We start from the raw sequence: 17475 nt of genomic DNA, 5'->3' as shown, positions 1-17475 counted from the left end.
CATCTTTCGTTATAATAAACGAGGTATAATCTTGTCATAAATTATAAGAATTAGAAGGTGTAGAAATTGAAAGATACTGGACTCGTGCTCGAAGGAGGCGGTATGAGAGGCCTTTATACAACCGGAGTTTTAGATTACTTTATGGAAAGAAATCTGTACCTTCCGTATGTAATTGGCGTTTCAGCCGGCGCTTGTCATGCCACTTCTTATTTATCTAGACAAATAGGAAGAAGTCGCAAAGCTAATTTAGATTTTTTAGAGGATCCTCGCTACTTGTCGTGGAAAAATTATTTTAAAACAAAAGAGATATTTGGAATGGATTTCGTTTTTGATGAAATTCCTAATCAGCTTCTTCCATTTGACTTTGAGGCATTTGCTGAGCGTACAGAGAAGCTTGTAGTAGGAGCAACGGACTGCGTGACGGGAGAACCCGTTTATTTTGATGAGTATGATCGGGATATTTTGACAGCGGTTCGCGCTTCTAGTTCCCTTCCATTTTTAGCACCTGTCGTTACATATAAAGGAAAAGAGCTGTTAGATGGAGGAATCAGTGATCCGATTCCAATCAAAAAAGCAGTGCAGGATGGATATAGAAAAAATATTGTTGTGCTAACGCGAAACGAAGGATATCGAAAAAAGAAATCAAATATGCTTTGGTTATTGAAGCGCAAATATCGTCATTATGATGGGCTGACTCGTGCGCTTGAGAACCGCTATAAATTGTATAATGAAACATTGTCATATATTGAAGAGCAGGAAAGACAGGGGAATATCTTTGTGATTCGTCCGCAATCCCCTCTTGTAGTAGGGCGAATTGAGAAGAATCGTGAGCGTCTCGACGCTCTTTATAACCAAGGATATAAAGAAGCTGAAGCTCAATTTGCGTCTCTGCAAAATTGGCTGAACAGCTAAAAACGAGGTGGAACTGAATGGATGAACAAACAGTAATCAATATGTTAAATGAGTTAAGTGAAGGAAAAGTAACCGAAATTAAAGTTAAAAAAGAAGACTTTCTTGCTTTTCGCCCTTTTTTAGTAAATCGCCCTGATTTCAAACATTTTCGTGGAATCGCCGGACGCGGAGGCGATTTTACCTATACGTATCTAGAAATTCCTAGGAGTTAAACGAAATGATGGCATTATTTGATTATGCCTTATATAATGGATGTATGAGCCTGTACAGTAGAGAATATACTGTTACAAGTGCTTGTGCGTTTATTTAGTAACGTATAGTAAGAGCGAATAAACGTGTTTAGTTATAGGAGGGATATTATGGATGAGTTTCGAAAAAGTACAGCACCTTTTTATTTTGCAGATCATATATGGAAAGATAAAAATGGAATGACGACTTATGGGATGCTGTTAACGAACCGGCCCGAAGATGACGGGGACTATGACCTCCATTCGTTATTAGAAGAAGCATATGTAGATCATAAAAAAATTCTAATTACTACTGTTTACGACAACAGTGAACAGCAGTTGACCGGATACGTGATACATTTATCAGATGATCAAGACGTTTTTACGTTTATGGATGATACGGGTGCTAAGCTAGTGATTGATTTCTATGATGTTGTAGAAATTGAGATCGAAGATTAAAAAGAGCTGAATGTTGATTACAACATTCAGCTCTTTTGTGTAAAAGTAGATGAATTTAAATGTTTATCATAAGAATTATAAGGGAAAAACGAATGAAGAAATTTCTGATTAAACTGAAATAATGCGGGAAAATATACCTGTATTTCAGAAAAATTACCGTGAATATGACAAAAAATAAGGTACAATGTCATATTTGTGTTCCGAACGTAATTTTGTTCATCAAACTTAAAGAAATGTAATTGAATCGTTCGGTGAAACCCCCATATAGCTATGATAGAGTAATACCATACGAAATTTCAGGAGGTATTACCTATGAAACATAGTTATATGAAATCAATGGTAGTAGCTTGTTTAGCTACTCTTTCATTTATAGGTTTTAATGCAACAGCTACGGCTGCAACTAATTATAAAGTAGTCAAAGGCGATAGTCTTTGGAAGTTAGGTAAAAGATATAGTGTAACAATTGACGATATTAAAAAATTAAACAATCGTCAAGGAGATATGATTTATATTGGTGAAACATTAGCTATTCCGAGTAAGACAAAAGTGCTGGCTGCTGAAACAACGGAACCTTCAACGGCAGCACCTGCTAATACGGCTAAGCCAGAACCAAAACCAGAAGCCAAACCTGCAGACCAGGAAACACCTGCAGTTTCGATTTCGTCAAGCGAAAAAGATTTATTAGCTCGCTTAGTAGAAGCCGAAGCAAAAGGCGAATCGTATGAAGGAAAAGTAGGGGTAGCAACAGTGGTGTTAAACCGTGTAGATTCTCCGAAGTTTCCAGATACGGTAACAGGAGTTATTAAACAAGTTGTCGGAAAAGCATACGCTTTTTCACCGGTTCAAAACGGATCAATTAACAAACCTGCTTCAGAAGATTCGAAAAAAGCAGTAGAGCAAGCGTTGACTAGAAAAGATCGTTTAGACGATTCCATTTACTTTTATAATCCAAAAACAGCTACCGATAACTGGATTCGTTCACGTGCTGTAATTAAAACAATTGATCATCACGTGTTTGCTAAATAAAAAAGAGGCTGCAACAAAAGTATTTTAGACGAAGTGAAAAACGAACCATTGATCACATGTTGATCAATGGTTCGTTTTTTTTTGATGGTGAATATAGTTTTATCTGTCTCGTTCCTTCTAGCAGTTGATTGAATTCATTTCGTTATGTGTCAACCTCTTTTTTTAGTCTAAAAAGATATCTCGTTCCAAACTGCCTTCAGAACCCGTTAAAACTAGACCAATATCGGTATCAGCTTCTAAGTTCTGAACGATGGTAAAAGGCACTTTATATTGGTTAGCCGCTTGAATATAAGGGGAGAGGTATGAATAAGACAAAGAGCCATTTAAAAACAAATGACCGTCTTTCACTTTTTTTAAAAGAGGCTTTATTTTTGCTGCATCCTTTTTCATGACTTGCCCTTTTTTTAGCGCAATTTCAATATTCTCACGTAGAGCAGTTAAGAAATATCTTCTTTCGTCTCTTTTTGTTTCCTTTGCTCCGTACATTCCTCGTTCTAAGTATTCTTCTAGTTGATCAGACATTATGTCACTTCCTTTCGTTATAAACTATAAACGATTATGGATATAAGTAAAAGGGACAGGAAAAAAGGAAAATCATTGTGCTATATCACCTGTTTTTTTGCTGAGTACAAAGAAAAACAAAAAATGTGTTGAAATTTAGCCTAAAATATTGTTTAATGTAAATAGATAGAAAATCATATCGGTTTTTTATTAAAGGTTTGTAAGCGATTACAGATATACATACATAGCAGCGTTTGGGGAGACGCTCCTATGATTTTATGTTCAAAGCGCATTGTATAAAAAGGGGATTATATAGCTTTAGGGCATATACGGTCAAGCAAAGGGTCAGATAAATTAATAAAAAATCGCTATGTATTTTCATAAGAAGAACGGTCAACATGTTTGTTGAGCGTTCTTTTTATGCGTTCATATTATATTTATTCCTCATTGCAGCAGCTGCTGAAAATTATAAAGGTACATTCCTCCTTTGCTCTCTCTTATTTTACATAAGTTACATGTAGTATGTTTCAAAGCCTTAAAAAATATATGGCTGTACGCTTGTTTGATCCTAACGAGGTGATAGAAAAAGAATATTTTTTAAGAAATCACAAAAAAAGAGGCGATTGCCTATGCAAGAAGTAGGTGAATAACATATGTAATAAAGAGAATGAAATATAATTTGAGGAGGCATGTATCATGCAAGAATTTGATATTAATGACATAAGAAGACCATTCGGTGGTTTTGGAGGCTTTGGCCGTCCAGGATTCGGTTTCGGTCGCCCGGGTTTTGGTTTCGGTCGTCCTGGTTTTGGCTTCGGCCGCCCGGGGTTCGGTTATGGCTTCGGCCGCCCGGGGTTCGGTTATGGCTTTGGTCGCCCTTGGGGTTGGGGCTTTGGAGCTCCATTTCTTGGAGGATTAGTTCTTGGAAGTGCATTAGGAGGTCCAGGTTATTACGGTTATCCAGCACCATATTATCCGCCGTACCCACCATATTATTATTATTAAAACAGTGAGCGCTGATAAAGCGCTCTTTTATTATGTCCAATTCAAGGTATATATAGAATGCATGCAAGACGCTACGTTTAGAAAATGATAACAGTTTTAAATAAGGAATGAACGCTTAAGCTAAAGGAGACAAGTTTTCCTTGCAACAATTGTTGATTTTGCTATAATAACTTCGGTGGCATTTTTGGTCACTGGGTGGGCGAGGGATAGATGAAAAGAAGGAAATTAGATTGAACGCATTATTTGAAAAGTTGTTTCGTTTAAACGACCACCAAACAACTGTCGGAAAAGAAAGCTTAGCTGGGGTCATTTCATTTCTTTCCATCGTGTATATTATTGCTGTTAATTCAACCATTTTGTCTGATGCTGGTATTCCGCTTGAAGCAGGAATATTCGCAACAGTGGCTTCGGCTTTTGTAGGCTGTGTTATTATGGCTTTTTGGGCAAATGCGCCTCTCATTCTGGTGCCAGGTATGGGGATTAACGCATTGTTTACGTATACGATGGTTCAATCAATGGGGTTATCTTGGCAAGAAGGGTTATTAGCAGTAGTGATATCCGGCTTTCTTTTTATAGCATTAGCTTTTTCACGACTGTCTGCCAAAATTGTTTCTTCGATTCCGCATTCGTTAAAAGAAGCGATAACAGTCGGTGTTGGCTTATTTTTAACATTTATCGGTTTGCAAAAAGGGAAGCTTGTAGTTCCAAGCGAGAACACTTTTGTAGCACTTGGAGACTTGTCAGATCCGTTTGTAATCAGTACGCTGTTGACGTTAATTATCACAATCGTACTGTTTATCCGAAATGTGAAAGGTAACTTTTTGTTAAGCATGATTGCTGGATCCGTCCTTGCCTTCTTACTTGGTGTAAGAAGCAGTGCAGAAAAAGGACATTCCGCTGGGAGCGTGAACGACTTCTTTAGCAGCTTTGGCACATTGTCTTTTGGAGCTATTGGAGACGTTGCGTTTTGGGCAGCTGTCTTTTCATTAACAATGGTATTGATTTTTGAAAATATCGGGTTGCTGCATGGTCAGCTAGGTATGATGAATCAAGATAGCAAATTTCCGCGGGCCTTTCAAGCAACAGCTGCCTCAGCGTTACTAAGCGGCGTGTTTGGAACAAGTCCAACGGTGTCTTCTGTAGAAGGAGCATCTGGTATTGCAGCTGGAGGGCGAACGGGTTTAACATCGCTGATTACAGGAGTTTTATTTTTAAGTTCACTTCTGTTTATTCCATTTATCAAGCTGGTTCCAGATAGTGCTATTGCACCTATTCTTATTGTTATTGGAGCACTAATGATTCAAAATATCAAAAACATCAATTTACAGGACTTAACAGAAGGTTTCCCTGCATTTTTAATTATTGCGCTTATTCCTCTTACGTACAGCATTGCTGATGGAATTGCATTTGGGTTCATTGCGTATCCACTGCTTAAATTATTCCTTGGTAAAATGCGTGAAGTATCGATGTTTATGTATGTAAGCGCGCTATTGTTTTTCTTGAATTTTGTGCTGCATTATATTGCTTAAAATAGACGGCTGAGTACTTTTGCTCAGCTGTTTTTTGTGTTTGCGGTAAAGAATCCTCTTTTTAGATATCATACTCCGTATTTCGTGTCCTTTGGTTAATCAGCCGCTTCTAAAATGATGTTTCCTGCGTAAAGTAGTACAGAAGTCGGAGGGGAAATAAGGGGGAGAAAACGATGGGAATTAAATTAATTAAAATATCAGCCGTTTATTTTGGAATTGGCATCATATTGGGGTATTATATGTCAATTGTTCACAGCTACGCTTTGACGCCTGTTCACGTGCACATTAATTTATTAGGATGGACGTCGCTTACGTTAGCGGGACTTATTTATTATTTGTTTCCTGCGTTTAGCGAAAGTAAATTAGCTAAACTGCACGTATGGTTGCATAATATAGGATTACCGGTCATGATGATTGGTTTATTTCTCATGATCGTACTAGAAAACCAAGCTTTTACACCCCTAGTGGCAGTAGGAGCAACACTTACGGCTATTGGCGTTTTAATTTTCGTATATCACACCCTTAAAAATTTGAAACCTGAACGATAAACCAAGAAGGTCGTTGACGATGGCTGCTAATTTCAAAAGGAAAAAGAACCAGCTATAGCGAATATACATGTAAACAAGGTGAAAGTGCGATTTACATAAAGGTGTGCTAGGCATCTTTATAAGGAGGGGTAAGCTGCAGGGATTTCTAGCTCTTATAAAAGCCAATAAAAGGGCTGATTATAAGTTTCTTGCGGCGGAGATACTATGGGAGAACATCAACAATTAGTGCGTGTTAGGGAGCTAGCAAATGAAATTATTCGACTTCGTCTTCAAGACCGTACAACTTATGACGAATTAGAGTTGCAAAATAATGTAGAGTTGTTGTCTCGTTCTGTGGTTGACTTAGTAAACATTATGTTAGCCGAAGATGTGGATTCGTCTACGTCTTTAAAAGCTACAGCTTCTAAAATGAAAATGGTGTATAATAACATGCATCAAGCTGAGAAAAAAGATTATTTGCATTTCTAATTGCTAGGCTCCTTTTCGCCACAAACGAAATGGAGGTGTACGAGGCAGATGCTATCGTCACTAACGACTTCTGAAGCTATTGTAGCATCCGTTCTTGCACTGGTTGTCATTGCCGTTTCCATTATCTTTTTTGCCACTCTTATTATGGTTGTTGTTCGACGAGAAAGAATCAGCAGCTTGGTTAATCATGGAGAGCATGCAGATGGGAAGCAAAAAAGCTTAGGTGATTTTTTTCGTTCTTTACGAAAAAAATAACTACCGTTTTCTTATTAAATAGATAAAAGCGGTCAATTTAAACGTTGACCGCTTTTTTTAGATTGTTTGCTTATTTTTTTCTAAAACAATACGCGCTGCTTCACTAACAGATGACACAACAGCAGAGGCATGGCGCTGAACAGCTTCAGGAGCTGTAGCCATAGCGAAACTGTTCGGTGTTAATTGAAACATAGGAATATCATTAAATGAATCCCCCACACATGCAATTTCCTCTGGTTTTAGCTGAAGATGATTTAATAAAATTTCAATGGCATTTCCTTTGCTGATATGTTTAGGCATAATATCCAAACACTGCTTGGCAGAAATATATGTATCAATATAATCACCAAACTCTTCGTTCACTTCTTTTTGCAGAGCTACCATTTCATCATGATCTCCAAGAACCGTGATTTTAGATGGAGAAAGAGCGTGACCAAATGAATCTGTCATTTTAATTTGTTCTTCGATAGGGAAAAACATGTGAGTTTCAATTGCTTCAATAATTTCATTTCGCTGCTCTACATAATTCGTGTCGTTTGAACAGACAAGCGTAATACGGTTAGGATCTATCGTTTTTTTATAAAGTTGAACCGCTAAATCATCTTCAAACACTTTTCCATGAAGTTCTTGATTTTCTTTGGTCCACACAAATCCTCCGTTTTGGCTAATGCGATGAAATGTATTATTAATATCAGTAGAAATCTTTAAAATTTCCGTATCCATTCGTCCAGAAGCAAGACAAACCTCTACTCCTTGGCGCTGAAGTTCACTAAGTGCGTCTGCATTATGCTGTTCTACGTATTTTTCTTCGTGTAAAAGAGTTCCATCTAAGTCGCTTACAAATAATTTAATCATCTCTTGAAAATTCCTTTCCCTAAAAAAATTACCTTGATAAGAGTGTTACAAATTTATTACATTCCTTATTCTATCAGTGTTTCCCAAGAAACTCATAAAAAAAGCTCAAACCGGCGGTGAATTCAAAGAGATTAAGACATAACTACATCACTTTTTTTCGCAGGAGTCTTCGCCTTGCCCTCTAATCAACAGCTAGAAACAGCTACATGAAATCTAGTTCGCCATCATAATGAAAACAATCCGAACGGAGTTGATTCTCAATTAAGAATTAACTCCGTTCGAATCTTTCTTCAACTAAAATCCATTTGTCGCAGCCTTTTTTTTAGGTTTGTTCACTGTAAAAAAACAGCCGCGGTCTAAAAGACCGCAGCCATGTTTTACAATACGTTAAAATATTTCGCTTCAGGATGTGCAAAAACAAGGGCTGTAACAGAAGCTTCTGGTTCCATCATGAAACCGTCTGTTAACTGAATGCCGATGTCTTCAGGTTTAATTAATTTAAACAGTTTTGCTTGGTCTTCAAGGTCTGGACATGCGGGATATCCGAATGAAAAACGCTGACCTTGGTATTTGGCTGAAAAACGCTCCGCCATTGTAAAGTCAGGCGAATCGGGGAATCCCCAGCGGTCACGAATTTGCTGATGAACACGTTCTGCTAATCCTTCAGCTAGTTCAAGCGCAAGAGCTTGGAACACGTGACTCTTTAAAAACTCGCCGTTTTCTTTGAATTTCGCCGCGCGTTCGCGAATGCCTGTTCCTGCTGTTACAGAGAAGAAACATACATAGTCCATCTCTTTTTCTTTAGGTTTTGCAAAATCAGATAAGCACAGGAACTGTCCTTTTGCTTGTCGAGGGAAGGTAAAGCGTTCAATTTCTGTTTTTTCATCAGCAGGATCATAAATAATTAAATCATTTCCGTCTGCTTGAGCAGGGAAGAACTGATAAATAACCGCTGGTTTAATTAAGTTTTCTTTTAGTGCCAGTTCGAGAAGGTCATCAACGGTTTCTTTTAATTGAACAGCACGCTCGTCTTTTTCAGCAAGCAGCTTATTCACTTTTCCTTTTAGTCCTAAGTGATGGCCTAAAAGCATCTGCCAGTTAATATACGGAAGAACCTGTGCCAAATCGTAGTGTTTGACAACGTGGCGCTTTAAATCAGCCGGTACAAAAACAGGAACATCCGTTGAAATGGCGGATCTTTCTAAAACAGCCGTAGCTGCTTGAGCGGTTTGAGGCTGGCGTTCTCGAACCGTTACTTTCTTTTCTTGACGCGTTTTTAAATCTGCTAAAAGCTGAATAACTTCTTCTTTGTTCTGCAGCTTATTTGCTAACGCTAATCCGTCCATCGCATCTTTGGCGTAGAGGACGGCACCTTCATATTCCGGGGCAATTTTAAAGTCAGTAAATTTACGGGAAAGGGCAGCGCCTCCTACCATAATTGGAACATCAATGCTTGATTGCGTTAAATCTTGTGCAGTTAAAACCATTTGCTGAGCAGATTTTACTAAAAGACCTGACAGGCCAATGATGTCTGGCTTTTCGTCTTTTACTGCTTCAATCAGCTGCTGCGGCGTTACTTTAATTCCTAAATCAATGACTTTAAAACCATTGTTGCTTAAAATGATGTCTACTAAGTTTTTACCGATATCGTGCACGTCGCCTTTAACCGTTGCAAGAATCACTTTTCCTTTTCCAGAATCATTTTCAGTTGCTTCCATATGAGGTTCTAAAAAGGCAACGGATGCTTTCATAACTTCCGCACTTTGAAGCACTTCTGCTACAATCAGCTGGTTGTCATTAAACAAACGTCCGACTTCCGCCATCCCCTTCATAAGCGGTCCGTTAATAATATCTAACGGATCATCATATTGAGCTAAAGCCTGTTCTAAATCAGGAAGCAATCCTTCTTTTGTACCTTCGACAATATACATTGCCAATCGTTCTTCAAGTGTTAACGTAGAAATTTCTACTTTTGCTTCTTTCTTTTTATCACGATAAAAGTCCGTAAACGTGCTTAGCGTTTCATCAGTTGTGTTAAATAATAACGCATTAGCAAGCTCAATTTCAGCTTCTGGAATAGAAGCATAGCGCTCTAATTTTTCTGTATTAACAATGGCATAATCGAGTCCAGCCTGCGTACAGTGATAAAGGTAAACCGCATTTAGTACTTCACGTCCGACTGGAGGAAGACCGAATGACACGTTACTTACGCCAAGAATGGTCAGGCAATCAGGCAGGGCTTCTTTAATCATTTTAATTCCCTTAACTGTTTCTTCAGCAGAACCAATATATTGTTCATCACCAGTCCCTACAGGAAACACAAGAGGGTCAAAAATAATATCTTTTGGATTAAAGCCATGTTTTTTAACAAGCAAATCATGTGAGCGTTTAGCAATCTCTACTTTTCTTTCTGCAGTAACGGCCATGCCTGTTTCATCGATTGTACCGACAACCAGAGCTGCACCGAATTTTTTTACTAGCGGCAAGATTGCATCAAAACGCTCTTCACCATCTTCTAAGTTAATGGAGTTGATAATGACCTTACCTTGCGAGTACGTTAAAGCTTTTTCAATAACTTTCTCGTCAGTTGAATCGATTACAAGAGGAACCTTCACTTTTTTTACAACTTCTTGAATAAATTCCTCCATGTCTTCCATTTCTTCACGGTCTGGATCTGCTAAGCAAATATCAATAACGTGAGCACCATTTTTAACTTGAGCACGCGCAATTTCAGATGCTTCTTCAATTTTCCCTTCCGCAATCAGACGCTTGAACTTGCGAGAACCGATTACATTCGTACGTTCTCCCACAAAAAGAGGGCGCATAGAATCGTCATACACAAGCGGTTCAATACCGGTTACAGCATGATTATGCTCGGAGCGATCAAGCGAACGAGGCGCAACCTCTTTTACCGCTTCAGCAAGTGCTTTAATATGAGCAGGCGTTGTACCACAGCATCCGCCTACAAAGTTCAGCCAGCCTTTATCAGCAAATCCTTTAATTTTTTGAGCCAGCAGCTCAGGGGACTCATGATAATTGCCTTCTTCATCCGGAAGTCCAGCGTTTGGATAACAGCTAACAGCTGAAGTGGCTAGGTCTGAAAGAGAGCGAATATGATCCGTCATAAATTCAGGACCTGTCGCGCAGTTAAGTCCGACTGAAAGAGGCTTCATGTGTTCCAGTGATAAGTAAAAAGATTCGATATCTTGACCAGCGAGAGTTGTTCCCATTGGCTCAATCGTTCCTGAAATCATAATTGGAACTTCTATTTTCAGTTTTTCAAACGCCGCTGTAATGCCTAAAAACGCAGCTTTTACGTTCAGCATGTCTTGACAGGTTTCGACTAGAAGTAAGTCAACGCCGCCGTCTAACAAACCCCGAGCTTGCTCTTCGTACGATTCTACTAACTCAGGGAATGTAATACCTCCCGTAACAGAGAGAGTTTTAGTGGTAGGACCGATAGCTCCAGCTACGAACCTAGGCCATTCGGGAGTTGAATATTTATCGCGAGCTGCACAAGCAAGCTTCACAGCTTCGATATTCAATTCATACGCCAAGTAGCCTAAATCATATTCATCAAGTACGGTAGATGTTGAGCCAAACGTATTGGTTTCAATGATGTCAGCACCCGCTGCAAAGTACTCTTCATGAATGCGCTGAATCACATGAGGCGCTGTTCGGGTCAAATATTCGTTGCAGCCTTCATATTCTTCGCCGCCAAAATCTTCAGCGGTTAAATCAGCATCTTGAATCATCGTTCCCATTGCTCCATCGATGACGAGTATTCGCTTCTTTAGTTGTTGTTCGATAAGTGAGCTCATTTATATCTTCCTTTCTGATGTAACGAGTTGCTTGTCATGAATATAGCGTGTTAGAATTTCGGTCATTTCATAGCGCATAAACGGCGTAATTAAGTAAATACCGTCAAATAGCTCATATGCTGTATCAATTAAGTTTTTTGCAATCGCAAGGCCTTCGACTTCACCGCGAATCCGGTCATTTCCCGTTGCGTCCATACGTTCTAGAATATCTTCTGATAATTTAATTCCAGGTACTTCATGGTGAATAAATCGAGCATTTCTTGCGCTTGTTAACGGCATGATCCCGATGTATACCGGTGTTGTTAAATGTTTGGTTGCTTCATATACCTCTTCAATTTGCTTAGTTGAATAGAGAGGCTGAGTAATGAAATAGTGAGCCCCGCAGTCGATTTTCTTTTCCAAGCGCTGAACGGCTCGGTCTAAGTGACGCACGTTTGGGTTAAAGGCAGCTGCAATGGAAAAATTGGTTTTTTGACCAAGCGGTTTGCCGGAATAAGATAGTCCTTCATTAAACTGAGCGATTAAACTAATCAAGTCAAATGAAGATAAATCATAGACCGAAGTGGCGCCAGGGAAATCGCCAACTTTTGACGGATCACCGGTAATTGCAAGCACTTGATTCATTCCTAGCGTATGAAGTCCCATTAAATGAGATTGAAGTCCAATTAAATTTCGGTCGCGACAGGTAATGTGAATAAGCGGTCGTGCTTTTGTTTCTTGTTGCATCAGTGTTGCCATTGCCAAGTTGCTGATGCGAGGTGAGGCAAGAGAATTATCAGCTAATGTAATAGCATCTACGCCGACTTTATCAAGTGCTTTTGCGCCTTCTAAAAATTTCGTCGGACCAAGCTGTTTAGGCGGATCCAGCTCGACGATAACCGAGCGGCGCTTCTTCACAATTTCGTGCATATGAGGTTTATCCTGCTGCTCACGCTCTTGAACCGTAACGGCTGGTCTCATTTTAACGACTTTGCTTGTAATCGGAGGCAGGTCTTTTAAGGCAGACGACATGGCGCGTACGTGAGCTGGTGTTGTACCGCAGCATCCTCCGATTAAGCGAACCCCTTGTTCGCGGAATAAACGCGCGCTTTCTACAAAGTAGTCTTCATTCGTTTCATATTCCAGCTTGCCTTCCACATACGCCGGAAGGCTGGCATTAGGGTAAGCAGATAAGAAAGCACGATCAGGAAGCGGTACTTCTTCAAGAGACTGAATCATATGATAAGGACCTAAACGGCAGTTTAGCCCGACAACGTCTGCTCCAAAGTCTTCTAATTCTTTTAATGCATCTGCTAAAGGACGCCCATCTTGCAGTACGCCAATATCATGTAGGGAAACGTGAGTAATAATAGGCTTATCCGTTTCTTTTCTTGCTAGTGTAAGAACGGTCTTTAATTCTTCGAAATCATAGTATGTTTCAAATAAAAGGCCATCCACGCCTTCATTTAAAAGCCAAAACATTTGTTCACGAATGCTTCGCTTAACCTCTTCTAAACTAATAGCATTTTTTTGGAAAGAACGAATTCCGCCGAGTGTACCAACCACGTAAGCCTGATCTTTTGCAGCTTGTTTCGCTAATTTTACACCAGCAACATTGATGTCTTTGACTGAATCTTCTAATCCATAACGGGCAAGTTTTTGATAATTAGCAGCGTACGTATTTGTTTGAATAACGTTTGCACCAGCTTCTACATAGGCTCTGTGAATACGAGAAACCTCTTCTGGTTTGGTGATGTTTAGTTCTTCAAAACAGCTGTCAATACCGTGTGAGTAAAGGAGGGTACCAGTGGCACCATCCCCAATTAAAATTTTAGACTTTAAATCTTCAAGTAACCCCATGTCAAAACCTCCTTAAATTGTTCCGCTTCTATTTCACGAGTGATTCGTTTTATGCAATATGCCGATAAAATAGAAAAAGTCTTCTTAAGAAGAAGACTTTTTTCGCCTTCTTATCTTCCAAGCAATAAATTGCTTGCTGGATTTAGCACCATGTCTCTAACGACTGGTTGCTGAGGTTTCAAAGGGCCAGTCCCTCCACCTCTCATGATAAGAATCAATTGTATATAATTGAAACATATTTTTTTAAATAGAAAGAATACTTATTTAATAATTTATCTGATTTTTAGAAATTATACAACAGTAAATTGTGAATTTCCAGCAAATATTGAGGAAAATTTAAAAGCTAAAGGGAAAATATCCGTATATTTTGTTTGAAAACTGCCGTTATGTTAAGGGATAAAGGGTTTTCATGAAAAAAACAAGAAGGAAATAAAAAAACGAAAAAGGAACAGCACCGGGTGAGGCGAGGATTTACATATAAAAGGCTCGTCTTTTTTTAACCGTTTCTACATATAGTGAACTATGAAGGGTAGAAGGGTGATGGGCATGAAAAGGTGGAAACTCACGCTGCAGGTTGCTGCTACGTATGTAGGCACCGTTGTAGGAGCCGGTTTTGCAACAGGCAAGGAAATTGTTCAATTTTTTACACAGTACGGGGAACTTGGAATGGTTGGAATTTTGGTCAGCGGCTTGTTTTTTATTTGGCTAGGTTCGAAAATGATGCTGCTTTCGCACGCAATTGGGGCTTCTTCTTATCAGCAGCTTAATACATATTTATTTGGTGATGTACTTGGAAAAGCGGTAAACGGTGTAATGATCGTCATTTTATTTGGAGTAACTTCAGTCATGCTAGCGAGTACGGGGGCAATAGGAAAAGAACAGTTCGGACTGTGGCCTCCTGTTGGGATGATTTGTACAATTGTTTTAACTTATATATTTATCGCAAGAGGAATTAACGGTATTTTAATGGTTAATTCTCTTGTTGTGCCGATGATGCTTTCATTTGCTTTTATCATCTTTGTGCCAAATGTCAGCTATTTCTCACTGATTCAAACGAAGCCAGACTTAACGCTCGTCACACAGTGGAAGTGGGCGGTTAGTCCCTTTTTATATATTTCCCTAAATCTAGCTTTGGCTCAGGCCGTTTTAGTTCCATTAGGAAGCTCCGTGAAAGATAAGAGCGTGATCAAAAAAGGGGCCGTAATAGGAGGATGTGTACTTACGTTTATGCTTGTTTCTACTCATCTTGCCCTTTCCAATTTGCCTTATTCATTTCAACTTGATATTCCTATGAGTGCCGTTGTTAAAAATATCTCAGCGTGGGTGAATGTTTTATTTACGGTAGTTGTGTTAGGTGAGATTTTTACTACATTGATTGGAAATGTATTTGGAATCGCTAAACAGCTTCAATCATTTCTTCCCCTGAATGACAAACAAGCTTTTGCGTTTATTATCTTGGCATGCTTTATTATCGGGCAATTTGGATATGCTCAGCTTCTTGAGTTTTTGTATCCGATATTTGGCTATATTGGACTAGCTTTTGTATGGATGCTATGTATTAAAAAAGAAAAAATAAGCTAAAAGCTGGATTTTGCAGAACAGATGTGAAAAAACGAAGTTAAATGATGTGACAAGTCGATTTTACTTTGCTATAATGTAAAACAAATAAGACTCTAGCAGTCGAATATATTATCCTTCGGGGTCGGGTGTAAGTCCCAACCGGCGGTGATAAAGCATATGCTTTTAAGCCCGTGACCCGTTTTCATACGATGTATGTTAGCGGTGGATCTAGTTAAAATCTAGAGCCGACAGTAAAAGTCTGGATGGGAGAAGGATCAGGAAGCACAGTTGTTTTTTTGTGTTGTATTAATAAGGGACAGGTTTGCCTTTTTTAAAGCTACCCTTGTTTTTGTACACAAAATATAACTGTTTATTTCGTATACAATTAGCGGAATTTTGCATAGATAAAACTGATTCAGCTCAGCCGACCCCTTGGACATTTGTTCAAGGGGCTTTTTTATTTTCAGTGGTTGGGGGAAAGATAAATATGAAAAAAAAGCAGCTGCTATTTCAAAACGGCATAAGAAGTTGGAATAGCGCCAAAGCAGGTGAAGAAAATGTTCACAGGTATTATTGAAGAAATTGGAAAAATAAAACGGATTCAAAAGGCTACAGAAGCAATTGTTCTTACGATTGATGCGAAGACCGTGTTAGAAGATGTGAACTTAGGGGACAGTATTTCAGTTAACGGCGTTTGTTTAACCGTAACGGCTTACTCTCAAAATGAATTTACGGTCGACGTCATGCCGGAGACGATTAAAGCAAGTACCCTGCAGCTTCTAACCGTTGGATCACGTGTTAACTTAGAACGGGCGATGGCTGCAAATGGCCGGTTTGGAGGGCATTTCGTCAGCGGACACGTTGATGGAATTGGAACCATTGTAAGCAAAACACGTAAAGGAAATGCCTTTTATTATGAAATTCAAGTGGATCCTGAACTTCGTGAATTTATGATGTTAAAAGGATCTGTTTCTGTAGACGGAACAAGTCTTACTATTTTTGATGTCAGCAATCAATCATTTACTATTTCTCTTATTCCTCATACGGTGCTTCACACAGTCGTGGGAGACAAACAGCGAGGAGACAAGGTGAATATTGAATGCGATATGTTAGCTAAATATATGCATCAGATGATGGCTAACAAGTCAACTCCTGGCGCCTCGAATCGGTCAGGTAATATGAAGGATTTATTGCAGCAGCATGGTTTTACAAATTAACAGTGAGGTGAAAGAGATGTTTCATAAAGTAGAAGAAGCCATTGAAGAGTTAAAAAAGGGAAAAGTGGTTATTGTATGCGACGATGAAGATCGAGAAAATGAAGGAGATTTTATTGCATTAGCCGAAAAAACGACGCCTGAGGTTATTAACTTTATGGCTACTCATGGAAGAGGATTAATTTGTACACCTGTTAATGAAGAAATTGCGCATAAATTGAATCTTCACCCGATGGTAGTGAACAATACGGATGTACATGGAACAGCATTTACAGTAAGTATTGATCATATTTCAAGTACAACAGGTATCAGTGCGTACGAACGTTCTGCTACCGTTATGGCTCTTGTAAATGAAGCAACGGTAGCAAGTGATTTCCAACGACCAGGACACATTTTTCCGTTGATTGCAAAAGACGGGGGCGTTCTGCAGCGTGCGGGTCATACAGAGGCCGCTGTTGATTTAGCCGTGTTAGCAGGAGGAAAGCCTGCGGGTGTTATTTGTGAAATCATGAATGAAGATGGAACAATGGCACGCGTACCGGATTTAACAAAGATTGCAGAGCAATTTGATTTAAAAATGATTACAATAAAAGATTTGATTGCCTACCGCCGCAAACATGACCAGCTGATTAGCCGTGAAGTAGAAGTAAGCTTACCTACGGCATTTGGTGATTTTAAGGCTGTAGGATATACAAATAAACTTGATAATAAAGAACATGTGGCTCTTATCAAGGGTGATATCGATCATAATAGCCCCGTTCTCGTGCGGGTTCACTCCGAGTGCTTGACTGGAGATGTGTTTGGCTCTGAGCGCTGTGACTGCGGTCCTCAGCTTCACGCAGCTCTTACGCAAATTGAAGAAGAAGGACGCGGCATTCTGCTGTATATGCGTCAAGAGGGCAGAGGTATTGGCTTATTAAATAAGCTAAGAGCATATAAGCTGCAGGAAGAAGGATACGATACCGTAGAAGCGAATGAAAAACTCGGGTTTGCTGCGGATTTACGAGAGTATGGAATCGGTGCTCAAATCTTAAAGGACCTTGGAGTCAAACAAATGAAGCTTTTAACGAACAATCCTCGCAAAATTACTGGGCTAAAAGGCTACGACCTTGAAGTGGTAGAGAGAGTGCCTCTTCAAATGCCGGCAGTGGATGCCAATAAAAAATACTTAGATACCAAAGCTAAAAAACTAGGTCATTTATTACATTTATAAGTTTACACTTTTTTTCGTTATAACAAATGAAGCTAATTCATGA

General features: G+C 39.2%; 16 protein-coding genes and 2 riboswitches. Of the genes, 12 read left to right on the top strand and 4 right to left on the bottom strand.

Annotation, left to right across the window (positions count from 1 at the left end):
• Positions 1 to 66 precede the first annotated feature (66 nt).
• The 4 genes from ACRPLQ_RS12930 (at position 67) to ACRPLQ_RS12915 (ending at position 2624) form a co-directional block, all read left to right on the top strand.
• Entirely contained in the window at positions 67 to 912 is an 846-nt protein-coding gene (locus tag ACRPLQ_RS12930; RefSeq protein ID WP_028414145.1) for a patatin-like phospholipase family protein, read from the top strand.
• A 17-nt stretch (positions 913 to 929) separates the two neighbouring features.
• Entirely contained in the window at positions 930 to 1124 is a 195-nt protein-coding gene (locus ACRPLQ_RS12925) for a hypothetical protein (protein WP_033578384.1), read from the top strand.
• A gap of 147 nt (positions 1125 to 1271) precedes the next feature.
• Positions 1272 to 1598 (top strand): hypothetical protein, encoded by a 327-nt coding sequence (locus ACRPLQ_RS12920; RefSeq protein ID WP_013082248.1) that lies wholly within the window; start codon positions 1272 to 1274, stop codon positions 1596 to 1598.
• 312 nt (positions 1599 to 1910) lie between these two features.
• Positions 1911 to 2624, top strand: coding sequence for a cell wall hydrolase (locus ACRPLQ_RS12915; RefSeq protein WP_098112871.1), 714 nt, complete (start codon positions 1911 to 1913; stop codon positions 2622 to 2624).
• 162 nt (positions 2625 to 2786) lie between these two features.
• Here ACRPLQ_RS12915 and ACRPLQ_RS12910 read toward each other — a convergent pair whose 3' ends face one another.
• On the bottom strand, positions 2787 to 3146 hold the full coding sequence (locus tag ACRPLQ_RS12910; protein ID WP_098112872.1) for a YueI family protein: 360 nt from the start codon (positions 3144 to 3146) through the stop codon (positions 2787 to 2789).
• 675 nt (positions 3147 to 3821) lie between these two features.
• On the opposite strand from ACRPLQ_RS12910, the gene ACRPLQ_RS12905 reads away from it, so the two are divergent.
• The 5 genes from ACRPLQ_RS12905 (at position 3822) to ACRPLQ_RS12885 (ending at position 6930) form a co-directional block, all read left to right on the top strand.
• Complete coding sequence (locus ACRPLQ_RS12905; RefSeq protein ID WP_432236037.1) at positions 3822 to 4130, top strand: hypothetical protein; 309 nt, start codon at positions 3822 to 3824, stop codon at positions 4128 to 4130.
• Between the two features lie 230 nt (positions 4131 to 4360).
• Positions 4361 to 5659 carry an NCS2 family permease gene (locus ACRPLQ_RS12900; protein WP_028414142.1) on the top strand — a complete coding sequence of 433 codons (1299 nt, stop codon included), beginning with the start codon at positions 4361 to 4363 and terminating at the stop codon, positions 5657 to 5659.
• Between the two features lie 173 nt (positions 5660 to 5832).
• On the top strand, positions 5833 to 6207 hold the full coding sequence (locus ACRPLQ_RS12895; protein WP_099000146.1) for a cytochrome-c oxidase: 375 nt from the start codon (positions 5833 to 5835) through the stop codon (positions 6205 to 6207).
• 204 nt (positions 6208 to 6411) lie between these two features.
• A complete protein-coding gene (locus ACRPLQ_RS12890) occupies positions 6412 to 6675 on the top strand; it encodes a hypothetical protein (protein WP_013055998.1) in 264 nt (87 codons plus the stop codon).
• A 48-nt stretch (positions 6676 to 6723) separates the two neighbouring features.
• Complete coding sequence (locus ACRPLQ_RS12885) at positions 6724 to 6930, top strand: hypothetical protein (RefSeq protein ID WP_014461041.1); 207 nt, start codon at positions 6724 to 6726, stop codon at positions 6928 to 6930.
• Between the two features lie 57 nt (positions 6931 to 6987).
• On the opposite strand, the gene ACRPLQ_RS12880 is transcribed toward ACRPLQ_RS12885, so the two are convergent.
• The 3 genes from ACRPLQ_RS12880 to ACRPLQ_RS12870 all read right to left on the bottom strand — a co-directional run bounded on the left by ACRPLQ_RS12880 (position 6988) and on the right by ACRPLQ_RS12870 (position 13445).
• On the bottom strand, positions 6988 to 7785 hold the full coding sequence (locus ACRPLQ_RS12880) for an HAD family hydrolase (protein ID WP_165635672.1): 798 nt from the start codon (positions 7783 to 7785) through the stop codon (positions 6988 to 6990).
• A gap of 377 nt (positions 7786 to 8162) precedes the next feature.
• A complete protein-coding gene (gene metH, locus ACRPLQ_RS12875) occupies positions 8163 to 11606 on the bottom strand; it encodes a methionine synthase (RefSeq protein ID WP_165635673.1) in 3444 nt (1147 codons plus the stop codon).
• Complete coding sequence (locus ACRPLQ_RS12870) at positions 11607 to 13445, bottom strand: bifunctional homocysteine S-methyltransferase/methylenetetrahydrofolate reductase (RefSeq protein ID WP_165635674.1); 1839 nt, start codon at positions 13443 to 13445, stop codon at positions 11607 to 11609. It abuts the gene before it with no gap.
• Positions 13446 to 13552: 107 nt separating this feature from the next.
• Positions 13553 to 13659: riboswitch (SAM riboswitch) on the bottom strand.
• Positions 13660 to 13991: 332 nt separating this feature from the next.
• Here ACRPLQ_RS12870 and ACRPLQ_RS12865 point away from each other — a divergent pair.
• From ACRPLQ_RS12865 to ACRPLQ_RS12855, 3 genes are all read left to right on the top strand, one after another.
• Positions 13992 to 15026 (top strand): YkvI family membrane protein, encoded by a 1035-nt coding sequence (locus ACRPLQ_RS12865; protein ID WP_223546455.1) that lies wholly within the window; start codon positions 13992 to 13994, stop codon positions 15024 to 15026.
• A gap of 107 nt (positions 15027 to 15133) precedes the next feature.
• Positions 15134 to 15284: riboswitch (FMN riboswitch) on the top strand.
• Between the two features lie 278 nt (positions 15285 to 15562).
• A complete protein-coding gene (ribE, locus tag ACRPLQ_RS12860) occupies positions 15563 to 16222 on the top strand; it encodes a riboflavin synthase (RefSeq protein ID WP_028414136.1) in 660 nt (219 codons plus the stop codon).
• Between the two features lie 16 nt (positions 16223 to 16238).
• Positions 16239 to 17432, top strand: coding sequence for a bifunctional 3,4-dihydroxy-2-butanone-4-phosphate synthase/GTP cyclohydrolase II (locus ACRPLQ_RS12855; protein ID WP_028414135.1), 1194 nt, complete (start codon positions 16239 to 16241; stop codon positions 17430 to 17432).
• Positions 17433 to 17475 lie beyond the last annotated feature (43 nt).

The organism is Priestia sp. TRN 1309 (assembly GCF_050846875.1).
Lineage (GTDB): Bacteria > Bacillota > Bacilli > Bacillales > Bacillaceae_H > Priestia > Priestia zanthoxyli.
Note: the sequence above shows the minus strand (reverse complement) of the source record. Positions and strands in the feature narration are given on the sequence as shown.